This window comes from Modicisalibacter sp. (assembly GCF_055145905.1).
The window spans coordinates 190,681-206,253 of record NZ_JBSREH010000002.1 but is presented as its reverse complement, the minus strand read 5'-3'; the positions used below and the strand labels follow the sequence as shown (position 1 = coordinate 206,253).

Genomic DNA, 15,573 nt, shown 5'->3' with positions numbered 1-15,573 from the left:
GCTTAACCGCCGGGCGGATGGTATAATCGCCCGATCATCGGCGTCCATCGGCTCGCCGGGGGCTCCGCGGTCTGTCGGGTCACGGGGACCGCTTGCTGGCTGTTCGGCCAGCGTTCATCAGTCGCAGTGCAAAGGATTTGACGACACATGGGTGACATCGCCAGAGAGATTCTGCCAGTCAATATCGAGGACGAGCTCAAGCAGTCGTATCTCGATTACGCGATGAGCGTGATCATCGGCCGTGCGCTGCCTGACGTGCGCGACGGGCTCAAGCCCGTTCACCGGCGTGTGCTGTATGCCATGCACGAGCTGGGCAACGACTGGAACAAGCCGTACAAGAAGTCCGCCCGTGTCGTCGGCGATGTCATCGGTAAGTACCACCCCCACGGCGACAGCGCGGTCTACGACACCATCGTGCGCATGGCCCAGGACTTCTCGATGCGCTACGTGCTGGTCGACGGTCAGGGCAACTTCGGCTCGATCGACGGCGACAGCGCGGCGGCGATGCGTTACACCGAGGTGCGCATGGCGCGGCTCTCCCACGAGCTGCTCGCCGACCTGGAGAAGGACACCGTCGACTGGGTCGACAACTACGACGGCACCGAGCGCATCCCCGACGTGCTGCCGACCCGCGTGCCGAACCTGCTAGTCAACGGCGGCTCGGGCATCGCGGTGGGCATGGCCACCAACATTCCGCCCCACAACATGACCGAGGTGATCGACGGCTGCCTGGCCCTGATCGACGACTACACGCTCTCGGTCGACGACCTGATGGAGTACATCCCCGGCCCCGATTTCCCCACCAGCGGCATCATCAACGGCCGGGCCGGCATCCTCGACGCCTACCGCACCGGGCGCGGGCGCATCTACGTGCGGGCGCGCCACACCATCGAGCATGACGACAAGAGCGGCCGCGACCACATCGTCATCACCGAGCTGCCCTATCAGGTCAACAAGGCGCGGCTGATCGAGAAGATCGCCGAGCTGGTCAAGGACAAGCGCATCGAGGGCATCGCCGAGCTGCGCGACGAGTCCGACAAGGAAGGCCTGCGCGTGGTGATCGAGGTCAAGCGCGGCGAGTCCGGCGAGGTGGTGGTCAACAACCTGTTCGCCCATACCCAGCTCGAGACGGTATTCGGCATCAACATGGTGGCGCTGGACAACGGTCAGCCCAAGACCCTCAACCTCAAGGAGATGCTCGAGGCCTTCGTGCGTCACCGCCGCGAGGTGGTCACCCGGCGCACGCTCTTCGAGCTCAAGAAGGCTCGCGAGCGGGGCCATATCCTCGAGGGCCTGACGGTCGCGATTTCCAACATCGACGAGGTCATCGAGCTGATCAAGGCGTCGCCGTCGGCGGCCGAGGCCAAGGACAAGCTGATCGAGCGCTCCTGGCGGCCGGGGCAGGTGCTCGACATGCTGTCCCGCGCGGGGGCCGAGTCCTGCCGGCCCGAGACGCTGGAGGAGGGCTTCGGGCTTTCCGACGACCGCAGCGAATACCGCCTGTCGCCGGCCCAGGCCCAGGCGATCCTCGAGCTGCGCCTGCATCGCCTGACCGGGCTCGAGACCGAGAAGCTGCTCAACGAATACTCGGGCATCCTCGAGCGGATCGCCGAGCTGTCCGCCATCCTGGCCTCCGCGGATCGCCTGCTGGAGGTGATCCGCGAGGAGCTGATCGCGGTGCGCGACCAGTACGGCGATGCGCGCAAGACCGAGATCCAGACCAGCCGGCTCGACCTGACCATCGAGGACCTGATCAGCGAAGAGGACATGGTGGTCACCATCTCGCGCTCGGGTTATGCCAAGAGCCAGCCGATCAGCGACTACCGGGCCCAGCGCCGCGGCGGGCGCGGCAAGTCGGCGACCAGCATGAAGAACGAGGACGTCATCGAGCATCTGCTGGTGGCCTCGACCCACGACACCGTGCTGCTGTTCTCCAACAAGGGCAAGGTCTACTGGCTCAAGGTCTACGAGATTCCCGCCGCCAGCCGCGGCTCGCGGGGCAAGCCGCTGGTCAACCTGCTGCCGCTGGACGACGACGAGGCGATCAACGCCATGCTGCCGGTGCGCGAGTACCGCGAGGACAGCTACATCTTCTTCGCCACCGCCCGGGGCACCGTCAAGCGCACCTCGCTCGAGCAGTTCTCGCGGCCGCGCAGCGTCGGCCTGATCGCCATCGACCTCGACGAGGGCGATCGCCTGGTCGGGGCGGCCATCACCGGCGGGACGGATCACGTCATGCTGCTGTCCTCCAACGGCAAGGCGATCCGCTTCGACGAAGGCGACGTGCGGGCCATGGGGCGTACCGCCCGCGGCGTGCGCGGCATGCGCCTGTCCGACGACGCCGAGGTGATCAGCCTGATCATTCCGCGCTCGACCCGCATCGACAGCGAGGAGAGCGCCGCCGAGGATACGGGTGCCGGCGATGGCGCGGCGGCGCCCGAGGCGGAGCAGGCCTACATCCTCACCGCCTCCGAGCACGGCTACGGCAAGCGCACCCGGCTGGAGGAGTTCCCGCTGCGCGGTCGCGGCGGCCAGGGGGTCATCGCCATGCAGACCAGCAACCGCAATGGCGACCTGGTCTCGGCGATCCAGGTGCATGGCAGCGACGAGATGATGCTGATCACCGATCGCGGCACCCTGGTGCGTACCCGGGTCGAGGAAGTCTCGGTGACCTCGCGCAACACCCAGGGCGTGATGCTGATCCGCCTGGGCGAGGCCGAGGCGCTGGTCAAGACGGTGCGCGTCGACGAGCCCAGCGACGATGAGGAGGGCGTCGACGAGACGGTCGAGGACGGGGCGGCCGAGTCGGGCACCCCGGATGTCGCCGAGTGAGCGCCTGATCCCCCGCGACCGCCGCGATCACGGCGGTCGCCTTTCACGGACTTGTGAGACGCAACGCTGATGACACGCCATTACAACTTCTGTGCCGGGCCGGCCGCGCTGCCGACCCCGGTCCTGCAACGCGCCCAGGAAGAGCTGCTCGACTACCACGGTCGCGGCCTGTCGGTGATGGAGATGAGCCATCGCAGCGCCGACTTCACGGCGATCGCCGAGGCCGCCGAGGCCACCCTGCGCGAGCTGCTGGCGATCCCCGACAACTACCGGGTGCTGTTCCTGCAGGGCGGGGCCTCCTCGCAGTTCGCCATGGTCCCCTACAACCTGCTGGGCCGCGGCGGCACGCCCAACTACCTGTACACCGGCATCTGGGGCAAGAAGGCGATCGCCGAGGCCCGTCACGTCGCCGGCGCGCACATTGCTGCGTCGAGCGAGGACAACGGCCTGCGCGAGGTGCCGCGTCCCGAGGCCATCGCCCTGTCGTCGGACGCCGCCTACCTGCACTACACCGACAACGAGACCATCGGCGGCCTGGCCTTCGACTACATCCCCGAGGTCGAGGTGCCGCTGGTCTGCGACATGTCCTCGTCGATCCTCTCGGCGCCGCTGGATGTCTCGCGGTTCGGGATCATCTACGCCGGCGCCCAGAAGAACATCGGCCCGGCCGGGCTGACGCTGGTGATCGTGCGCGACGACCTGCTCGACCGAGCCCGGCCCGACACCCCGACCATGTTCAACTACCGGGTCATGGCGGAGCATGGCTCGATGTACAACACGCCGCCGACCTATGCGTGGTACCTGGCGGGCCTGGTGTTCGACTGGCTCAAGCAGGACATCGGCGGGCTGGAAGCGATGGACGCCATCAATGCGCGCAAGGCCGAGAAGCTCTACGGCGCCATCGACGCCAGCGGCTTCTACAGCAATCCGATCGCGCCGCGCAATCGCTCGCGGATGAACGTGCCGTTCGTGCTGGCCGACGACGCGCTCAACGCCGACTTCCTGCGCGAGTCAGAAGCGGCGGGGCTGCTCAACCTCAAGGGGCATCGCAGCGTCGGCGGCATGCGGGCCAGCCTCTACAACGCCGTGCCCGAGGCGGCGGTGGATGCACTGGTGGCCTTCATGGCCGATTTCGAACGGCGTCACGGCTGAGCGCGAGGGAGACGATGAGCGACATACCGACCAACCTGGATGAACTGCGCCAACGCATCGACCAGATCGACGGCGAGATCCTGCGGCTGATCAGCGAGCGGGCCGAGTGCGCCCAGCAGGTGGCGCGGGTCAAGCTGGCCGATGATCCCGGGGCGGTGTTCTACCGGCCGGAGCGCGAGGCCCAGGTGCTGCGGCGCATCATGGCGCTCAATCAGGGGCCGCTGGATGCCGAGGAGATGGGGCGGCTGTTCCGCGAGATCATGTCGGCCTGCCTGGCGCTGGAGCAGCCGGTCAAGGTGGCCTATCTCGGTCCCGAGGGCACCTTCACCCAGCAGGCGGCGCTCAAGCATTTCGGCGAGAGTGCCGTGAGCCTGCCGATGGCGGCGATCGACGAGGTGTTCCGCGAGGTCGAGGCCGGCGCCGTCAACTACGGCGTGGTGCCGGTGGAGAATTCCACCGAGGGGGTGGTCAACCATACCCTCGATTCCTTCATGGACTCGTCGATGCACATCTGCGGCGAGGTAGTGCTGCGCATTCACCATCACCTGCTGGTGGCGCCCACCACGCGGCGCGACAAGATCTCGCGGATCTACTCGCATCCGCAGTCGTTCGCCCAGTGCCGCAAGTGGCTCGACGCCCACTACCCGCATGCCGAGCGGGTACCGGTGTCCTCCAACGCCGAGGCGGCGCGGCTGATCAAGAGCGAATGGCACAGCGCGGCCATCGCCGGCGACATGGCCGCCAAGCTCTACGAGCTGGAAAGGATCGCCGAGAAGATCGAGGACCGGCCCGACAACTCCACGCGCTTTTTGATCATCGGCCACGAGTCGGTGCCGATGTGCGGCGACGACAAGACCTCGCTGGTGGTGGCGATGCGCAACCAGCCCGGTGCCCTGCACGACCTGCTCGAGCCGTTCCATCGTCACCAGATCGACCTGACGCGACTGGAGACGCGGCCGTCCCGTTCCGGCGTGTGGAACTACGTGTTCTTCATCGACTTCAAGGGGCATGTCGATCAGCCGGAAGTGGCCGCGGTGCTCGACGAAGTCAGTCTGCGCTCGGCGGAAATGAAGGTGCTGGGCTCCTACCCGCAGGGTGTGCTGTAGATGACGGACGCGCAGGCGCCCCGGGTACTGATCGTCGGGCTGGGCATGATCGGCGGCTCGCTGGCCGCGGCGCTCAAGGCCGGCGGCTTCGCCGGCCGCGTCGTGGCCTGCGACCGGGACCCGGACGAGATCGACCGCGGGCTGTCGCTCGGGGTCATCGATGCCGGCGGCACCGAGGTGGCAGATTGGGTCGCCGACAGCCAGCTCATCGTGCTGGCCGTGCCGGTGCTGGCGATGGAGTCGGTGCTGGCACGGCTGGCGCCGCTGCTCGACGGTCAGGTGATTACCGATGTAGGCAGCACCAAGCTGGCGATCCGCGCCGCCGCCGAGCGGGTCTTCGGCACGTTGCCGCCGCGCTTCATTCCGGGGCACCCGATCGCCGGATCCGAGAAGAGTGGCGTGGCGGCGGCCAATCCCGATCTCTATCGTCACCACAAGGTGATCCTGACGCCCGGGCCGGACAGCGATCCCGCGGCCCTGGCGCAGGTGCGGGCCATGTGGCAGGCCTGTGGTGCCGAGGTGGTGGACATGGCGATCGAGCGCCATGACCAGGTCCTGGCGCGCACCAGTCATCTGCCGCACCTGCTGGCCTTCTCGCTGGTCGACACCCTGGCGCGGCAGGATGAACGCCTCGAGATCTTCCGCTACGCGGCGGGCGGTTTTCGCGACTTCACGCGCATCGCCGGCAGCGACCCGGTGATGTGGCGGGACATCTTCACCGCCAACAAGGACGCGGTGCTCGCCGCGCTGGACGATTTCGAGGCCGGCGTGGCCCGTCTGCGCCAGGCGATCGTCGCGGGTGACGACGATGCCATGCTGGCGACGCTGGACCGGGCCAGCCATGCCCGACACTATTTCGATACGCTATTGAACAAGACGAGATATCAGGCGATGGAACAACGCAATATCCGTTACCGGGTCAGTCCCGGCGGCGGCGTTCTTGGCACGATCCGAGTGCCCGGGGACAAGTCGATCTCGCACCGCTCGATCATGCTGGGTGCGCTCGCTGACGGGGTTACCGAGGTTTCGGGCTTTCTGGAAGGCGAGGACAGCCTGGCCACGCTGCAGGCCTTCCGCGAGATGGGCGTGGCCATCGAGGGGCCGCACCAGGGGCGCGTGACCATCCACGGGGTCGGCCTCCACGGTCTCAAGGCGCCCGCCGGGCCGCTCTACGTCGGCAATGCGGGTACCGCCATGCGGCTGTTCGCCGGGTTGCTGGCCGGCCAGGCCTTCGATACCGAGCTGACCGGCGACGAGTCGCTGACCAAGCGTCCGATGGGGCGGGTCGCCGATCCGCTGCGCGAGATGGGTGCGGTGATCGAGACCGCCGAGGGCGGACGGCCGCCGCTGACGATCCGCGGCGGGCAGCGCCTGAAGGGCATCGATTACGACATGCCGATGGCCAGCGCCCAGGTGAAGTCCTGCCTGCTGCTGGCCGGGCTCTATGCCGAGGGCACCACGCGGGTGCGTGAGCCGGCGCCGACCCGGGACCACACCGAGCGCATGCTGGGCGGTTTCGGTTACCCGGTGCATCGCGACGGCGATCTGGCCTGGCTCGAGGGTGGCGGCCGGCTGACGGCGGCGCCAATCGATGTGCCGGCCGACATCTCCTCGGCGGCCTTCTTCCTGGTGGCGGCGGCGATCACCCCGGGCGCCGACCTGACGCTCGAGCATGTCGGCATCAACCCGACGCGGATCGGCGTGATCAACATCCTCCAGGCGATGGGCGCGGATATCCGCATCGACAACGAGCGCGAGGTGGGCGGCGAGCGCGTGGCCGATCTGCGCGTGCGCCATGCGCCGCTCAAGGCCATCACCATCCCCGAGGACCAGGTGCCGCTGGCCATCGACGAGTTCCCGGCGCTGTTCATCGCCGCCGCCAACGCCGAGGGCGTGACGCGGCTGCGCGGAGCCGCCGAGCTGCGGGTCAAGGAGTCCGACCGTCTCAAGGCCATGGCCGATGGCCTTTCCGTGCTGGGGGTCGAGAACACCCTGCACGAGGACGGCATCGATATCGTCGGCCACGGCGGCGAGGCGTCCAATTACGGCGGCGGGCGCATCGACAGCCTCGGCGACCACCGCATCGCCATGGCCTTCGCCATCGCCGCGCTGCGGGCCCGCGAACCCATCGTCATCGATGACTGCAAGAACGTCGCCACGTCCTTCCCCGGGTTCGTCGATCTGGCACGTCGTGTCGGTCTGACGCTCGACGAGGAGGCGTCATGACGGCGGACGGGTCTCTGTTGGCGGTGCTGGCCATCGACGGGCCCGGCGGGGCCGGCAAGGGCACGGTGAGCCGGCTGGTCGCCGAGCGCCTGGGCTGGCACCTGCTGGATTCCGGTGCGCTGTACCGGCTGACCGCGCAGGCCGCGCTCAAGCACGGGGTGGCGCTCGACGACGCGGACGCCCTGGCGCGGCTGGCGGGCTCTCTGGATGTGGCCTTTCTCGCCGAGGCGGGCGAGGCCCGGGTGCTGCTCGAGGGCGAGGATGTGACCCGGGCGATCCGCACCGAGACCATGGGCGAGAACGCCTCGCGCGTGGCGGCGGTGCCCGCGGTGCGCGAGGCGCTGCTGGCGCGCCAGCGCGAGTTCCGCCAGGCGCCGGGGCTGGTGGCCGACGGACGCGACATGGGCACGGTGGTCTTCCCCGAGGCACCGCTCAAGATCTTCCTCACCGCCTCCGCCGAGGAGCGGGCACGACGGCGCTACCGTCAGTTGCAGGACGCGGGTGTGGATGCTAGTCTATCGAGTCTTTTGGAAGAGATTCAGGCTCGGGACGCGCGCGACATGCAGCGCAGTGTGGCCCCGCTGAGACCGGCGCACGACGCCGTCGAGCTGGACACCACCGAGCTGACGATACCGGATGTGGTGGATCACATTCTGCGGCTGATTGAAGACCGGGGCCTCATGTCCCAGCTTTGACGAGTCCCGATGCGATAACGCTTCCGGCGCCCCCGGCCCGACGTGATGACGTGGCCCGGCAACCTGAGAGTGATGCCGAGAGCCGGACCAGGTCGAACCAGCGCCAACGTCCCCGGGGATATGTAGAGAAGGCCCGCACTCGCTGGTGGTGCGGAGAGGGCGAAAACCGCCATCAACGTTGATCACGTAGGATGCTCATGAGCGAAAGCTTTGCTGAACTGTTCGAACAGTCACTTCAAGACATCAACATGGAACCCGGTGCCATCGTCATGGCGACCGTGGTGGACATCGAGGGTGACTGGATCACCGTCAACGCCGGTCTGAAATCCGAAGGACAGATCCCCGCCGCCCAGTTCCGCGACGAGAACGGCGAGCTGACCATCGGCGTCGGCGACGAAGTCAAGGTCGCCCTGGAAGCCGTCGAGGACGGTTTCGGCGAGACCCGCCTGTCCCGCGAGAAGGCCAAGCGCGCCGAAGCGTGGAAAGAGCTGGAAGCGGCCTTCGAGAAGGACGAGATCGTCAAGGGCGTGATCAACGGCAAGGTCAAGGGCGGTTTCACGGTCGACGTGTCCTCCATCCGTGCCTTCCTGCCGGGTTCCCTGGTCGACGTCCGTCCGGTGCGCGACACCACGCACCTGGAGAACAAGGAACTCGACTTCAAGGTCATCAAGCTCGACCCGAAGCGCAACAACGTGGTCGTTTCCCGCCGTGCCGTTCTCGAAGCCGAGAACAGCGCCGAGCGTGAAGCCCTGCTGGCGACCCTCCAGGAAGGTCAGCAGATCCAGGGTATCGTCAAGAACCTCACCGACTACGGTGCGTTCGTCGATCTGGGCGGCGTCGATGGCCTGCTGCACATCACCGACATGGCGTGGAAGCGCATCAAGCACCCGTCCGAGATCGTGGCCGTGGGCGACGAGATCAACGTCAAGGTGCTGAAGTTCGACCGCGAGCGCAACCGCGTCTCGCTGGGCCTCAAGCAGCTGGGCGAGGATCCCTGGGTCAACATCAAGGATCGTTACCCGGAAGGCACCAAGGTCAACGCCCGCGTCACCAACCTCACCGACTACGGCTGCTTCGCCGAGCTTGAAGAGGGTGTCGAGGGTCTGGTCCACGTCTCCGAGATGGACTGGACCAACAAGAACATCCATCCGTCCAAGGTCGTTCAGGTCGGCGACGAAGTTCAGGTCATGGTGCTGGATATCGACGAGGAGCGTCGTCGTATCTCCCTGGGTATCAAGCAGTGCACCACCAACCCGTGGGAAGACTTCAACGCGCGCTACAACAAGGGCGACCGCGTTTCCGGCACCATCAAGTCGATCACCGACTTCGGTATCTTCATCGGCCTGGAAGGCGGCATCGACGGCCTGGTTCACCTGTCCGACATCTCCTGGTCCGAGACCGGCGAGGAAGCGGTGCGCCAGTTCAAGAAGGGCGACGAGGCGGAAGCCGTCATCCTGTCCATCGACCCGGAGCGTGAGCGCATCTCGCTGGGCATCAAGCAGCTCGAGACCGACCCGGTTTCCGAGTTCCTGGCCGTCAACGACAAGGGCTCGATCGTCACCGGTCGCGTCGTCGAGGTCGACGCCAAGGAAGCCCACGTGGAGCTGGCGACCGACGTCATCGGCATCCTCAAGGCCTCCGAGATCAGCGCCGATCGCGTCGAGGATGCACGCAACGTGCTCAACGAAGGCGACAGCGTCGAAGCCCGGATCGTCGGCGTGGATCGCAAGAACCGCGCGATCAACCTGTCGGTCAAGGCCAAGGACCAGGCGGACACCCGCCGCAACATGAGCCGCCTGCGCGAGCAGGAAGTCGAGACCGGTGGTCCGACCACCATCGGCGACCTGATCAAGCAGCAGATGGGTCAGGACTGAGCGCCTGACGCCATTCCGGCGTGCTGATCGAAACCGCGGCCCTCGGGCCGCGGTTTTTGTTTGTGGGGCGCTGGCGGGTCGGGCGCCGCTCAGCGGGACTCGGGCAGGTGCGACTCCAGGGCGCTCAGCAGGCCGCGCAGCAGCGAGAGCTCCTTGCGGCTGGGCTGGGCCCGGGCGAACAGGGCATGCAGGTGCTCGCTGGTGCGGGCATGCGGCTGATTGAGGAAGCCGCTGGCGCTCATGACCCGCTCGAGATGGGCGTGGAAGTGCTGCAGCTGGGCCTGGTCGGGCAGGGGGCCGCGGCCGGGCTGCGGCGCCGTGCGGCCCGCCTGCCGACGCCAGGCGCGATAGACGTCGTAGGCCAGCACCTGCACGGCCTGGGACAGGTTGAGCACGCCGTAGTCGGGATTGGCGGGGATGCTGACCTGATGCGTGCAGTGACGAATCTCGTCGTTGGTCAGGCCGAAGCGCTCGCGCCCGAAGACCAGCGCCACCGGCCCCTGGGCGGCGTGCGCGATGACCTCGCCGGCCATGGCGTCGGGTTCGTCGTAGTGGGGCAGCGGCAGGCTGCGCAGCCGGGCGCTGGCGCCGATGACTTGCACGCAGTCGCCGACCGCCGCTTCCAGGCTGTCGACGACCCGCGCCGCGGCCACCACGTCGTCGGCCCCGGCGGCCAGGCGAGTCGCCTCGTCGTCGGGAAAGGCGCGCGGGTTGACCAGCGTCAGCTGCGTCAGGCCCATGGTCTTCATGGCGCGGGCCGCCTGGCCGATATTGCCGGGATGGAAGGTCTGGACGAGGACGATACGAATATTGTCGAGCATGGGACCGGGTTTCATGGCGCAAAAGCCGCCAGTGTACGCCAGCCGTCCCGGCGGCACGAGGGGTGGCTTGTCGCTGCCCGGGCGGCTCGCTAGACTGCTGGGCCTTTCAGGGGAGACGACATGACACAATCCGCGCAACTCGTGCCTCGCGAGCTGCTCTTCTACTGCCGGGCCGGCTTCGAGCGGGACCTGAGTGCCGAGATTCAGGACAAGGCCGCCGCCCTGGGCTGGGCGGGTTATCCCGTCGCCGAGCCGGGCGCTGCCCAGGTGCGCTTCGTGACGCTCGACGAAGAGCCGGCCAACGCCCTGCATCGCCAGTTGCCGCTGGAGGCGCTGGTGTTTGCGCGCCAGTCGCTGGTGGCGCTGCCGGTGCTCGAGGCGCTGTCCCGCGAGGATCGCCTGACGCCGATCATCGAGCAGGTGATGGCCAGCGGCTGGAGCTTCGAGTCGCTGTGGCAGGAAACCCCCGACAGCAACGAGGCCAAGGCGCTGGCCGGGTTGACCAAGGCCCTGCAGCGCCCGCTCGAGGCCGCTCTGCGCAAGCGGGGCGCGTTGCGCCGCAAGGCCCAGGGGCGGCGCCTGCACCTGTTCTGGAGTGCCGGTGACCGGGTCCAGGTGGCGATGAGCTTTCCCGGCAACCGCAGCGAGCAGCCCGGCGGCATCCGGCGCCTGCGTTTCCCGCGGGAGGCGCCCAGCCGCTCGACCCTGAAACTCGAGGAGGCCTGGCACGTCTTCGTGCCGCGCGATGAATGGCCGGAGCGTCTGCATGAGGGCATGCAGGCGGCCGATCTGGGGGCGGCGCCGGGCGGCTGGACCTATCAGCTGGTGCGGCGCGGGATGCACACCTATGCCATCGATAACGGGCCGATGGATCGCCATCTGATGGCCACCGGCCTGGTCGAGCATCTGCGCGAGGACGGCTTCACCTGGGAGCCGCCGTACCGGCTCGACTGGCTGGTCTGTGATATCGTCGACAAGCCCATGCGGGTGATCGACATGGTGGAACGCTGGCTGATCCGGCGCTGGTGCCACGAGGCGGTGTTCAATCTCAAGCTGCCGATGAAGCAGCGCTGGGCCGAGGTGGAGCGCTGCCTGTCACGCCTGGCCGCGTCGCTGGAACGGGCCGGCGTGCAGGCCGAGATCGCCTGCAAGCAGCTCTATCATGACCGCGAGGAAGTCACGGTGCATGTCAGGCTGGACTGACCCGCCGGGGTTCCCGGTCGTTCGCTATGGAGGAGTGATGGACGCAACACCCGATTTCGATGCCGAGCTCGACACCAGCGGGCTCTACTGCCCCGAGCCGGTCATGCTGATGCACAACAAGGTGCGTGACATGCAGCCCGGCGAGGTCCTCAAGGTGGTCGCCACCGACCCGGCGACCACCCGCGACATTCCCAAGTTCTGCAATTTCCTCGGGCACGAGCTGGTAACGCAGGACACCGGCGGCGAGACCTACCTCTACTTCATTCGGCTGGGGGGATGAGGCGGGCCTGACTACCCGTCCTGGCCGACCATGCAGGCCAGCGCCTCCAGCGTGTCCGGGTCCTCCTGGCGGATGCGGTTGGCGATCGCCCGCTGGAAGAAGTACACCACCGCGTGGCGGCTGTGGCCGGCGTACAGGCAGGCATCGCCGGCCACCACCGGTGTCGATTCCACGCGGCTCTCGTCGACCAGCAGCGCCTCGACCTCGCCGTTGCTGTAGAGCCGCCAGCCGAACACCAGCTTGAGCTGCCAGCTCGCCTGGCTGTCGTCGAGGCACAGCGCATGCGTGCCCAGCGTTTCGGGCAGCTGCTGGAGCAGGGTGGTTTCCGCGCTGTCCTCGTAGTCGAAGTAGGCGGCGGCATGCTCGAGTTCGAGCACCTTGTGCTCGGGTGCGGAGAGGAAGACGTCCTCGGTTTCCGGATCGCGATAGCCGACGAAATGGCCGTGCTCGGGATCGTCGAGTTCGTGGCAGGGAGTCAGGGCCTCCATCCAGGGCACCATGCCCACCACTTCGCCATCCTCGCGCAGCCCCCAGGCAAGAATCGGCATCCCGTACAGGGTGTCCGGGTCCGAGGCTAGGTGGTAGACCATTTCCAGGCCATCCAGCTCGGGCGCCAGGCGGATCAGGCGGCGTCTAGCCCTCAACCGATGGCGGGCGGTGTCCAGATCGATGACCTGGGCGGAACGGGGAGACGTCGAGCTACCCATGGCTACCCTCCTCAGCGGCAATGTGTCGGCCTGGGCCACGCCTCACTATTAGCACAGCCCGACGGCGAAATTAAGCCCCGTCGGTCATCGACGGGGCGGAGGCGCTCGGTGTGGTGCAGTCCTTGCGCAAGGCGTCGATCCGTGCCGCGTGGCGGGTGAGGGCGGCGTGAAACCGGGGCCAGGGCGCGGCGGGGTTGTCGAGCGACAGCCAGCGTCGGCGATAGCGAGTGATGGCCGGCCGGGTTTCCGGGTAGGCATCGAGCAGGGCGTTCACGGCCGTCAGCCAGCGCCTGCCCTGTTCGGTCAGCCGGTCGAGATAGGCCCGGCCCCGCTGTACCGCCGGCGAGGCCAGCGCTTCGTTCAGGGAGGCGGCGCCGGCCGGGGGGCAGGTGGCTTGGGCCAGCCGCCCATCCAGCGCTTCGAGACGCTGCGTGGCCAGCAACAGACCGCGTAAAACCTCGGCGGTGAAGGGCGCCTGGCGCAGGGCCTTGAGATGCCCCTCCAGGTCGGCCGAGGTTGGCGTCCAGCGAGGGTCGAACTGATGCACCACCATCCGGCGCAGATAATCCAGTGCGACCAGGGCGCTTTGCAGGTCGCCGTCGGGCGGCAGTGGCGAGCTGGCGCGCGAGAAGGTGCCGACCCACTCTTCGGCATCGAACAGGGCGTTCCAGCTCAACCGCGGCAGCTGGCGGGTCTTGCGTTCCAGCAGGTGGCCGAGGCGTCGGCGATCCTCGGCGGCGAGCGCCTGTGCGGCCGGGCCGTTCCAGCAGGCCTGCAGGCGCCGCCAGAGCGTCAGCTCGTAGAGCCAGTGCTGGCTGGCCGGCGCCACCTTGCCCAGCTGACTGTTGCGCCGGGCGACCAGCTTGACGATGTCGCAGCGACGCAGGGCGTACACGTCCAGCAGGCCTTCGCGGGTGTCCTCGATGGAGAACAGGCGGGCATCGCGCTCGGGAAAGGCGCCGATGTTGGGCGGCGAGGCGTTGGCCGGCGAAGGGAGGTCCAGTGCCTGTGTGATGGCGTCCTGCCAGGCGGCGAGCCGTTGTTCGGCGGCCGGGTCGCCGCACCCGCTCATGCTCAACAGGACCAGGCCGAGCAGGACACGGCCCAGCGGGTGCCCGGCCGTGCGGCGCTCAAGGACCATGCGCATCGGCCCGGCGAGGCAGGCGGCTGATGACATGCAGGCGCCACCCCAGCAGTGCGGCGGCGACACTCAGCCCGGCCGTCAGGCCGAGCCAGTAGCCCCGGACACCCAGCGGTGCGAGCCCCGGCCAGTGTCCGCCGGCCAGCAGCCAGCCGCCCCCCAGCCCCACCAGCCAGTAGGCGACGAGCGTGATGGCCATGATGATGCGGGTATCCTTGTAGCCGCGCAGCGCACCGGCCAGGGTCACTTGCAGGGCGTCCGAGACCTGATAGATCAGCGCCAGGCCGATCAGCGACAGGGCCAGTGACTGCACCCCGGGATTAGGCGTGTAGAGCGCAACCACCGGACCGGCGGTCAGCCACATCAGCAGATCGTTGAGCAGCGCCGCGACAATGCCTACTCCCAGGCCGACGAGGGTGACGAAGCGGGCGCGCTCGGGCTCGCCGCGCCCCAGGGTGTTGCCGACGCGTACCGTCAGCGCCATGGCCAGCGACAGCGGCAGCATGAACAGGATCGAGGTGTAGTTGAGCGCGACCTGATGCGCGGCTACCGTGACTTCGCCGAGCCGCGCGACCAGCAGTGCGATCAGGGTGAACAGCGTGACCTCGACGAAGATCGCCACACCGATCGGCAGCCCCACCTGGAGCAGTTCGGCCAGCTGGCGGCGCTGCGGCGGGCACAGGGTCCGCCATAGTCGTACCGGGGCGAGAACCCGGCTGCGGCGAGTGTAGGCGAACATCGTCAGACACATCGTCCACATGGCGATGGCCGTGGCCACGCCGCACCCCCGGGCGCCGAGGGCGGGCAGCCCGGCCAGTCGAGCGGGCGTGGCGCCGCCCAGCACGGCCTCGATGCCGGCGCCGCCGTAGATCAGCACATAGTTGCTGGGGATGTTGACGGCCAGCCCCACCAGGCTGATCCAGAGGGTCGGGCGGGTGTGGTTCATGCCGTCGGCAAAGGCACGCAGGGCCTGATAGAGCGCCACGCCGGGCATGCCGATGGCGACCATGCGCAGGTAGTCGGCGGACAGCGCCGCGACCCCTTCGGGAACCCCGAGCAGCGTGAACACCGGCGCGACGCCGAACACCAGTGCCAGGCCGGCCAGCACGCCGAATACCAGCGCCAGCCACAGGGCCTGATGCACGGGAGCGCGAACCGCCGGTATGCGGTCGGCGCCCACCAGCTGGGCGACGATCGGGGTCAGGCCCATCAACGCGCCGGTCATGAACAGCATCAGCGGCAGCCACAGGCTGGAGCCCACCGACACCGCCGCCAGGTCGCGCGCGCTGGCCCGGCCGGCCATGATCACGTCGGCGACGCTCATGCCCGACTGGGCCAGCTGGGCTCCACAGATCGGCAGTGCCAGCCGCAGCAGGGCACGGGACTCCTGAAACGTGGATTGCCAGCGTTCATGCCGGGCCGGATACGCCATGTCGAGCCTGTCTCTCAGCGGAAAGGAAAGAGCCGCCAGTCTAGGCAACCGGCGCCGGGATGTCTGCCTGTGCGATGCGCATTTTCGCACCGCGCGGGGCGCCG

At 68.1% G+C, this 15,573-nt stretch carries 12 protein-coding genes; 8 read left to right on the top strand and 4 right to left on the bottom strand.

Annotation, left to right across the window (positions count from 1 at the left end; all coding sequences use genetic code 11):
- Positions 1 to 147: 147 nt before the first annotated feature.
- The 6 genes from gyrA to rpsA all read left to right on the top strand — a co-directional run bounded on the left by gyrA (position 148) and on the right by rpsA (position 9,885).
- Positions 148 to 2,832, top strand: coding sequence for a DNA gyrase subunit A (gyrA, locus tag ACTCB7_RS02835; protein ID WP_463005486.1), 2,685 nt, complete (start codon positions 148 to 150; stop codon positions 2,830 to 2,832).
- A gap of 69 nt (positions 2,833 to 2,901) precedes the next feature.
- Positions 2,902 to 3,984, top strand: a complete 1,083-nt coding sequence (gene serC, locus ACTCB7_RS02830; RefSeq protein WP_463005485.1) for a 3-phosphoserine/phosphohydroxythreonine transaminase — start codon at positions 2,902 to 2,904, stop codon at positions 3,982 to 3,984.
- A 14-nt stretch (positions 3,985 to 3,998) separates the two neighbouring features.
- Positions 3,999 to 5,090 carry a prephenate dehydratase gene (gene pheA / locus ACTCB7_RS02825; RefSeq protein ID WP_463005484.1) on the top strand — a complete coding sequence of 364 codons (1,092 nt, stop codon included), beginning with the start codon at positions 3,999 to 4,001 and terminating at the stop codon, positions 5,088 to 5,090.
- On the top strand, positions 5,091 to 7,316 hold the full coding sequence (locus ACTCB7_RS02820; protein WP_463005483.1) for a bifunctional prephenate dehydrogenase/3-phosphoshikimate 1-carboxyvinyltransferase: 2,226 nt from the start codon (positions 5,091 to 5,093) through the stop codon (positions 7,314 to 7,316).
- On the top strand, positions 7,313 to 8,011 hold the full coding sequence (cmk, locus tag ACTCB7_RS02815; RefSeq protein ID WP_463005482.1) for a (d)CMP kinase: 699 nt from the start codon (positions 7,313 to 7,315) through the stop codon (positions 8,009 to 8,011). The genes ACTCB7_RS02820 and cmk overlap by 4 nt, the downstream gene beginning before the upstream one ends.
- A gap of 197 nt (positions 8,012 to 8,208) precedes the next feature.
- Positions 8,209 to 9,885, top strand: a complete 1,677-nt coding sequence (rpsA, locus tag ACTCB7_RS02810) for a 30S ribosomal protein S1 (RefSeq protein WP_163648947.1) — start codon at positions 8,209 to 8,211, stop codon at positions 9,883 to 9,885.
- 89 nt (positions 9,886 to 9,974) lie between these two features.
- Here rpsA and ACTCB7_RS02805 read toward each other — a convergent pair whose 3' ends face one another.
- Complete coding sequence (locus ACTCB7_RS02805; protein ID WP_463005481.1) at positions 9,975 to 10,706, bottom strand: RNA methyltransferase; 732 nt, start codon at positions 10,704 to 10,706, stop codon at positions 9,975 to 9,977.
- A gap of 120 nt (positions 10,707 to 10,826) precedes the next feature.
- Here ACTCB7_RS02805 and rlmM point away from each other — a divergent pair, with 120 nt between their 5' ends.
- Positions 10,827 to 11,909: a 23S rRNA (cytidine(2498)-2'-O)-methyltransferase RlmM gene (gene rlmM, locus ACTCB7_RS02800; protein ID WP_163648943.1), complete on the top strand. Its 1,083-nt coding sequence runs from the start codon at positions 10,827 to 10,829 to the stop codon at positions 11,907 to 11,909.
- A 37-nt stretch (positions 11,910 to 11,946) separates the two neighbouring features.
- Positions 11,947 to 12,189 (top strand): sulfurtransferase TusA, encoded by a 243-nt coding sequence (gene tusA, locus ACTCB7_RS02795; RefSeq protein WP_163648941.1) that lies wholly within the window; start codon positions 11,947 to 11,949, stop codon positions 12,187 to 12,189.
- Between the two features lie 11 nt (positions 12,190 to 12,200).
- Here the strand turns inward: tusA and ACTCB7_RS02790 are convergent, their stop codons facing one another.
- The 3 genes from ACTCB7_RS02790 to ACTCB7_RS02780 form a co-directional block, all read right to left on the bottom strand.
- Positions 12,201 to 12,896, bottom strand: coding sequence for a hypothetical protein (locus ACTCB7_RS02790; protein ID WP_463005480.1), 696 nt, complete (start codon positions 12,894 to 12,896; stop codon positions 12,201 to 12,203).
- Between the two features lie 70 nt (positions 12,897 to 12,966).
- A complete protein-coding gene (locus ACTCB7_RS02785) occupies positions 12,967 to 14,073 on the bottom strand; it encodes a DUF3080 family protein (protein WP_463005479.1) in 1,107 nt (368 codons plus the stop codon).
- Positions 14,027 to 15,469 carry an MATE family efflux transporter gene (locus ACTCB7_RS02780; RefSeq protein ID WP_463005478.1) on the bottom strand — a complete coding sequence of 481 codons (1,443 nt, stop codon included), beginning with the start codon at positions 15,467 to 15,469 and terminating at the stop codon, positions 14,027 to 14,029. Before ACTCB7_RS02780 ends, ACTCB7_RS02785 begins: the two co-directional genes overlap by 47 nt.
- Positions 15,470 to 15,573: the final 104 nt, after the last annotated feature.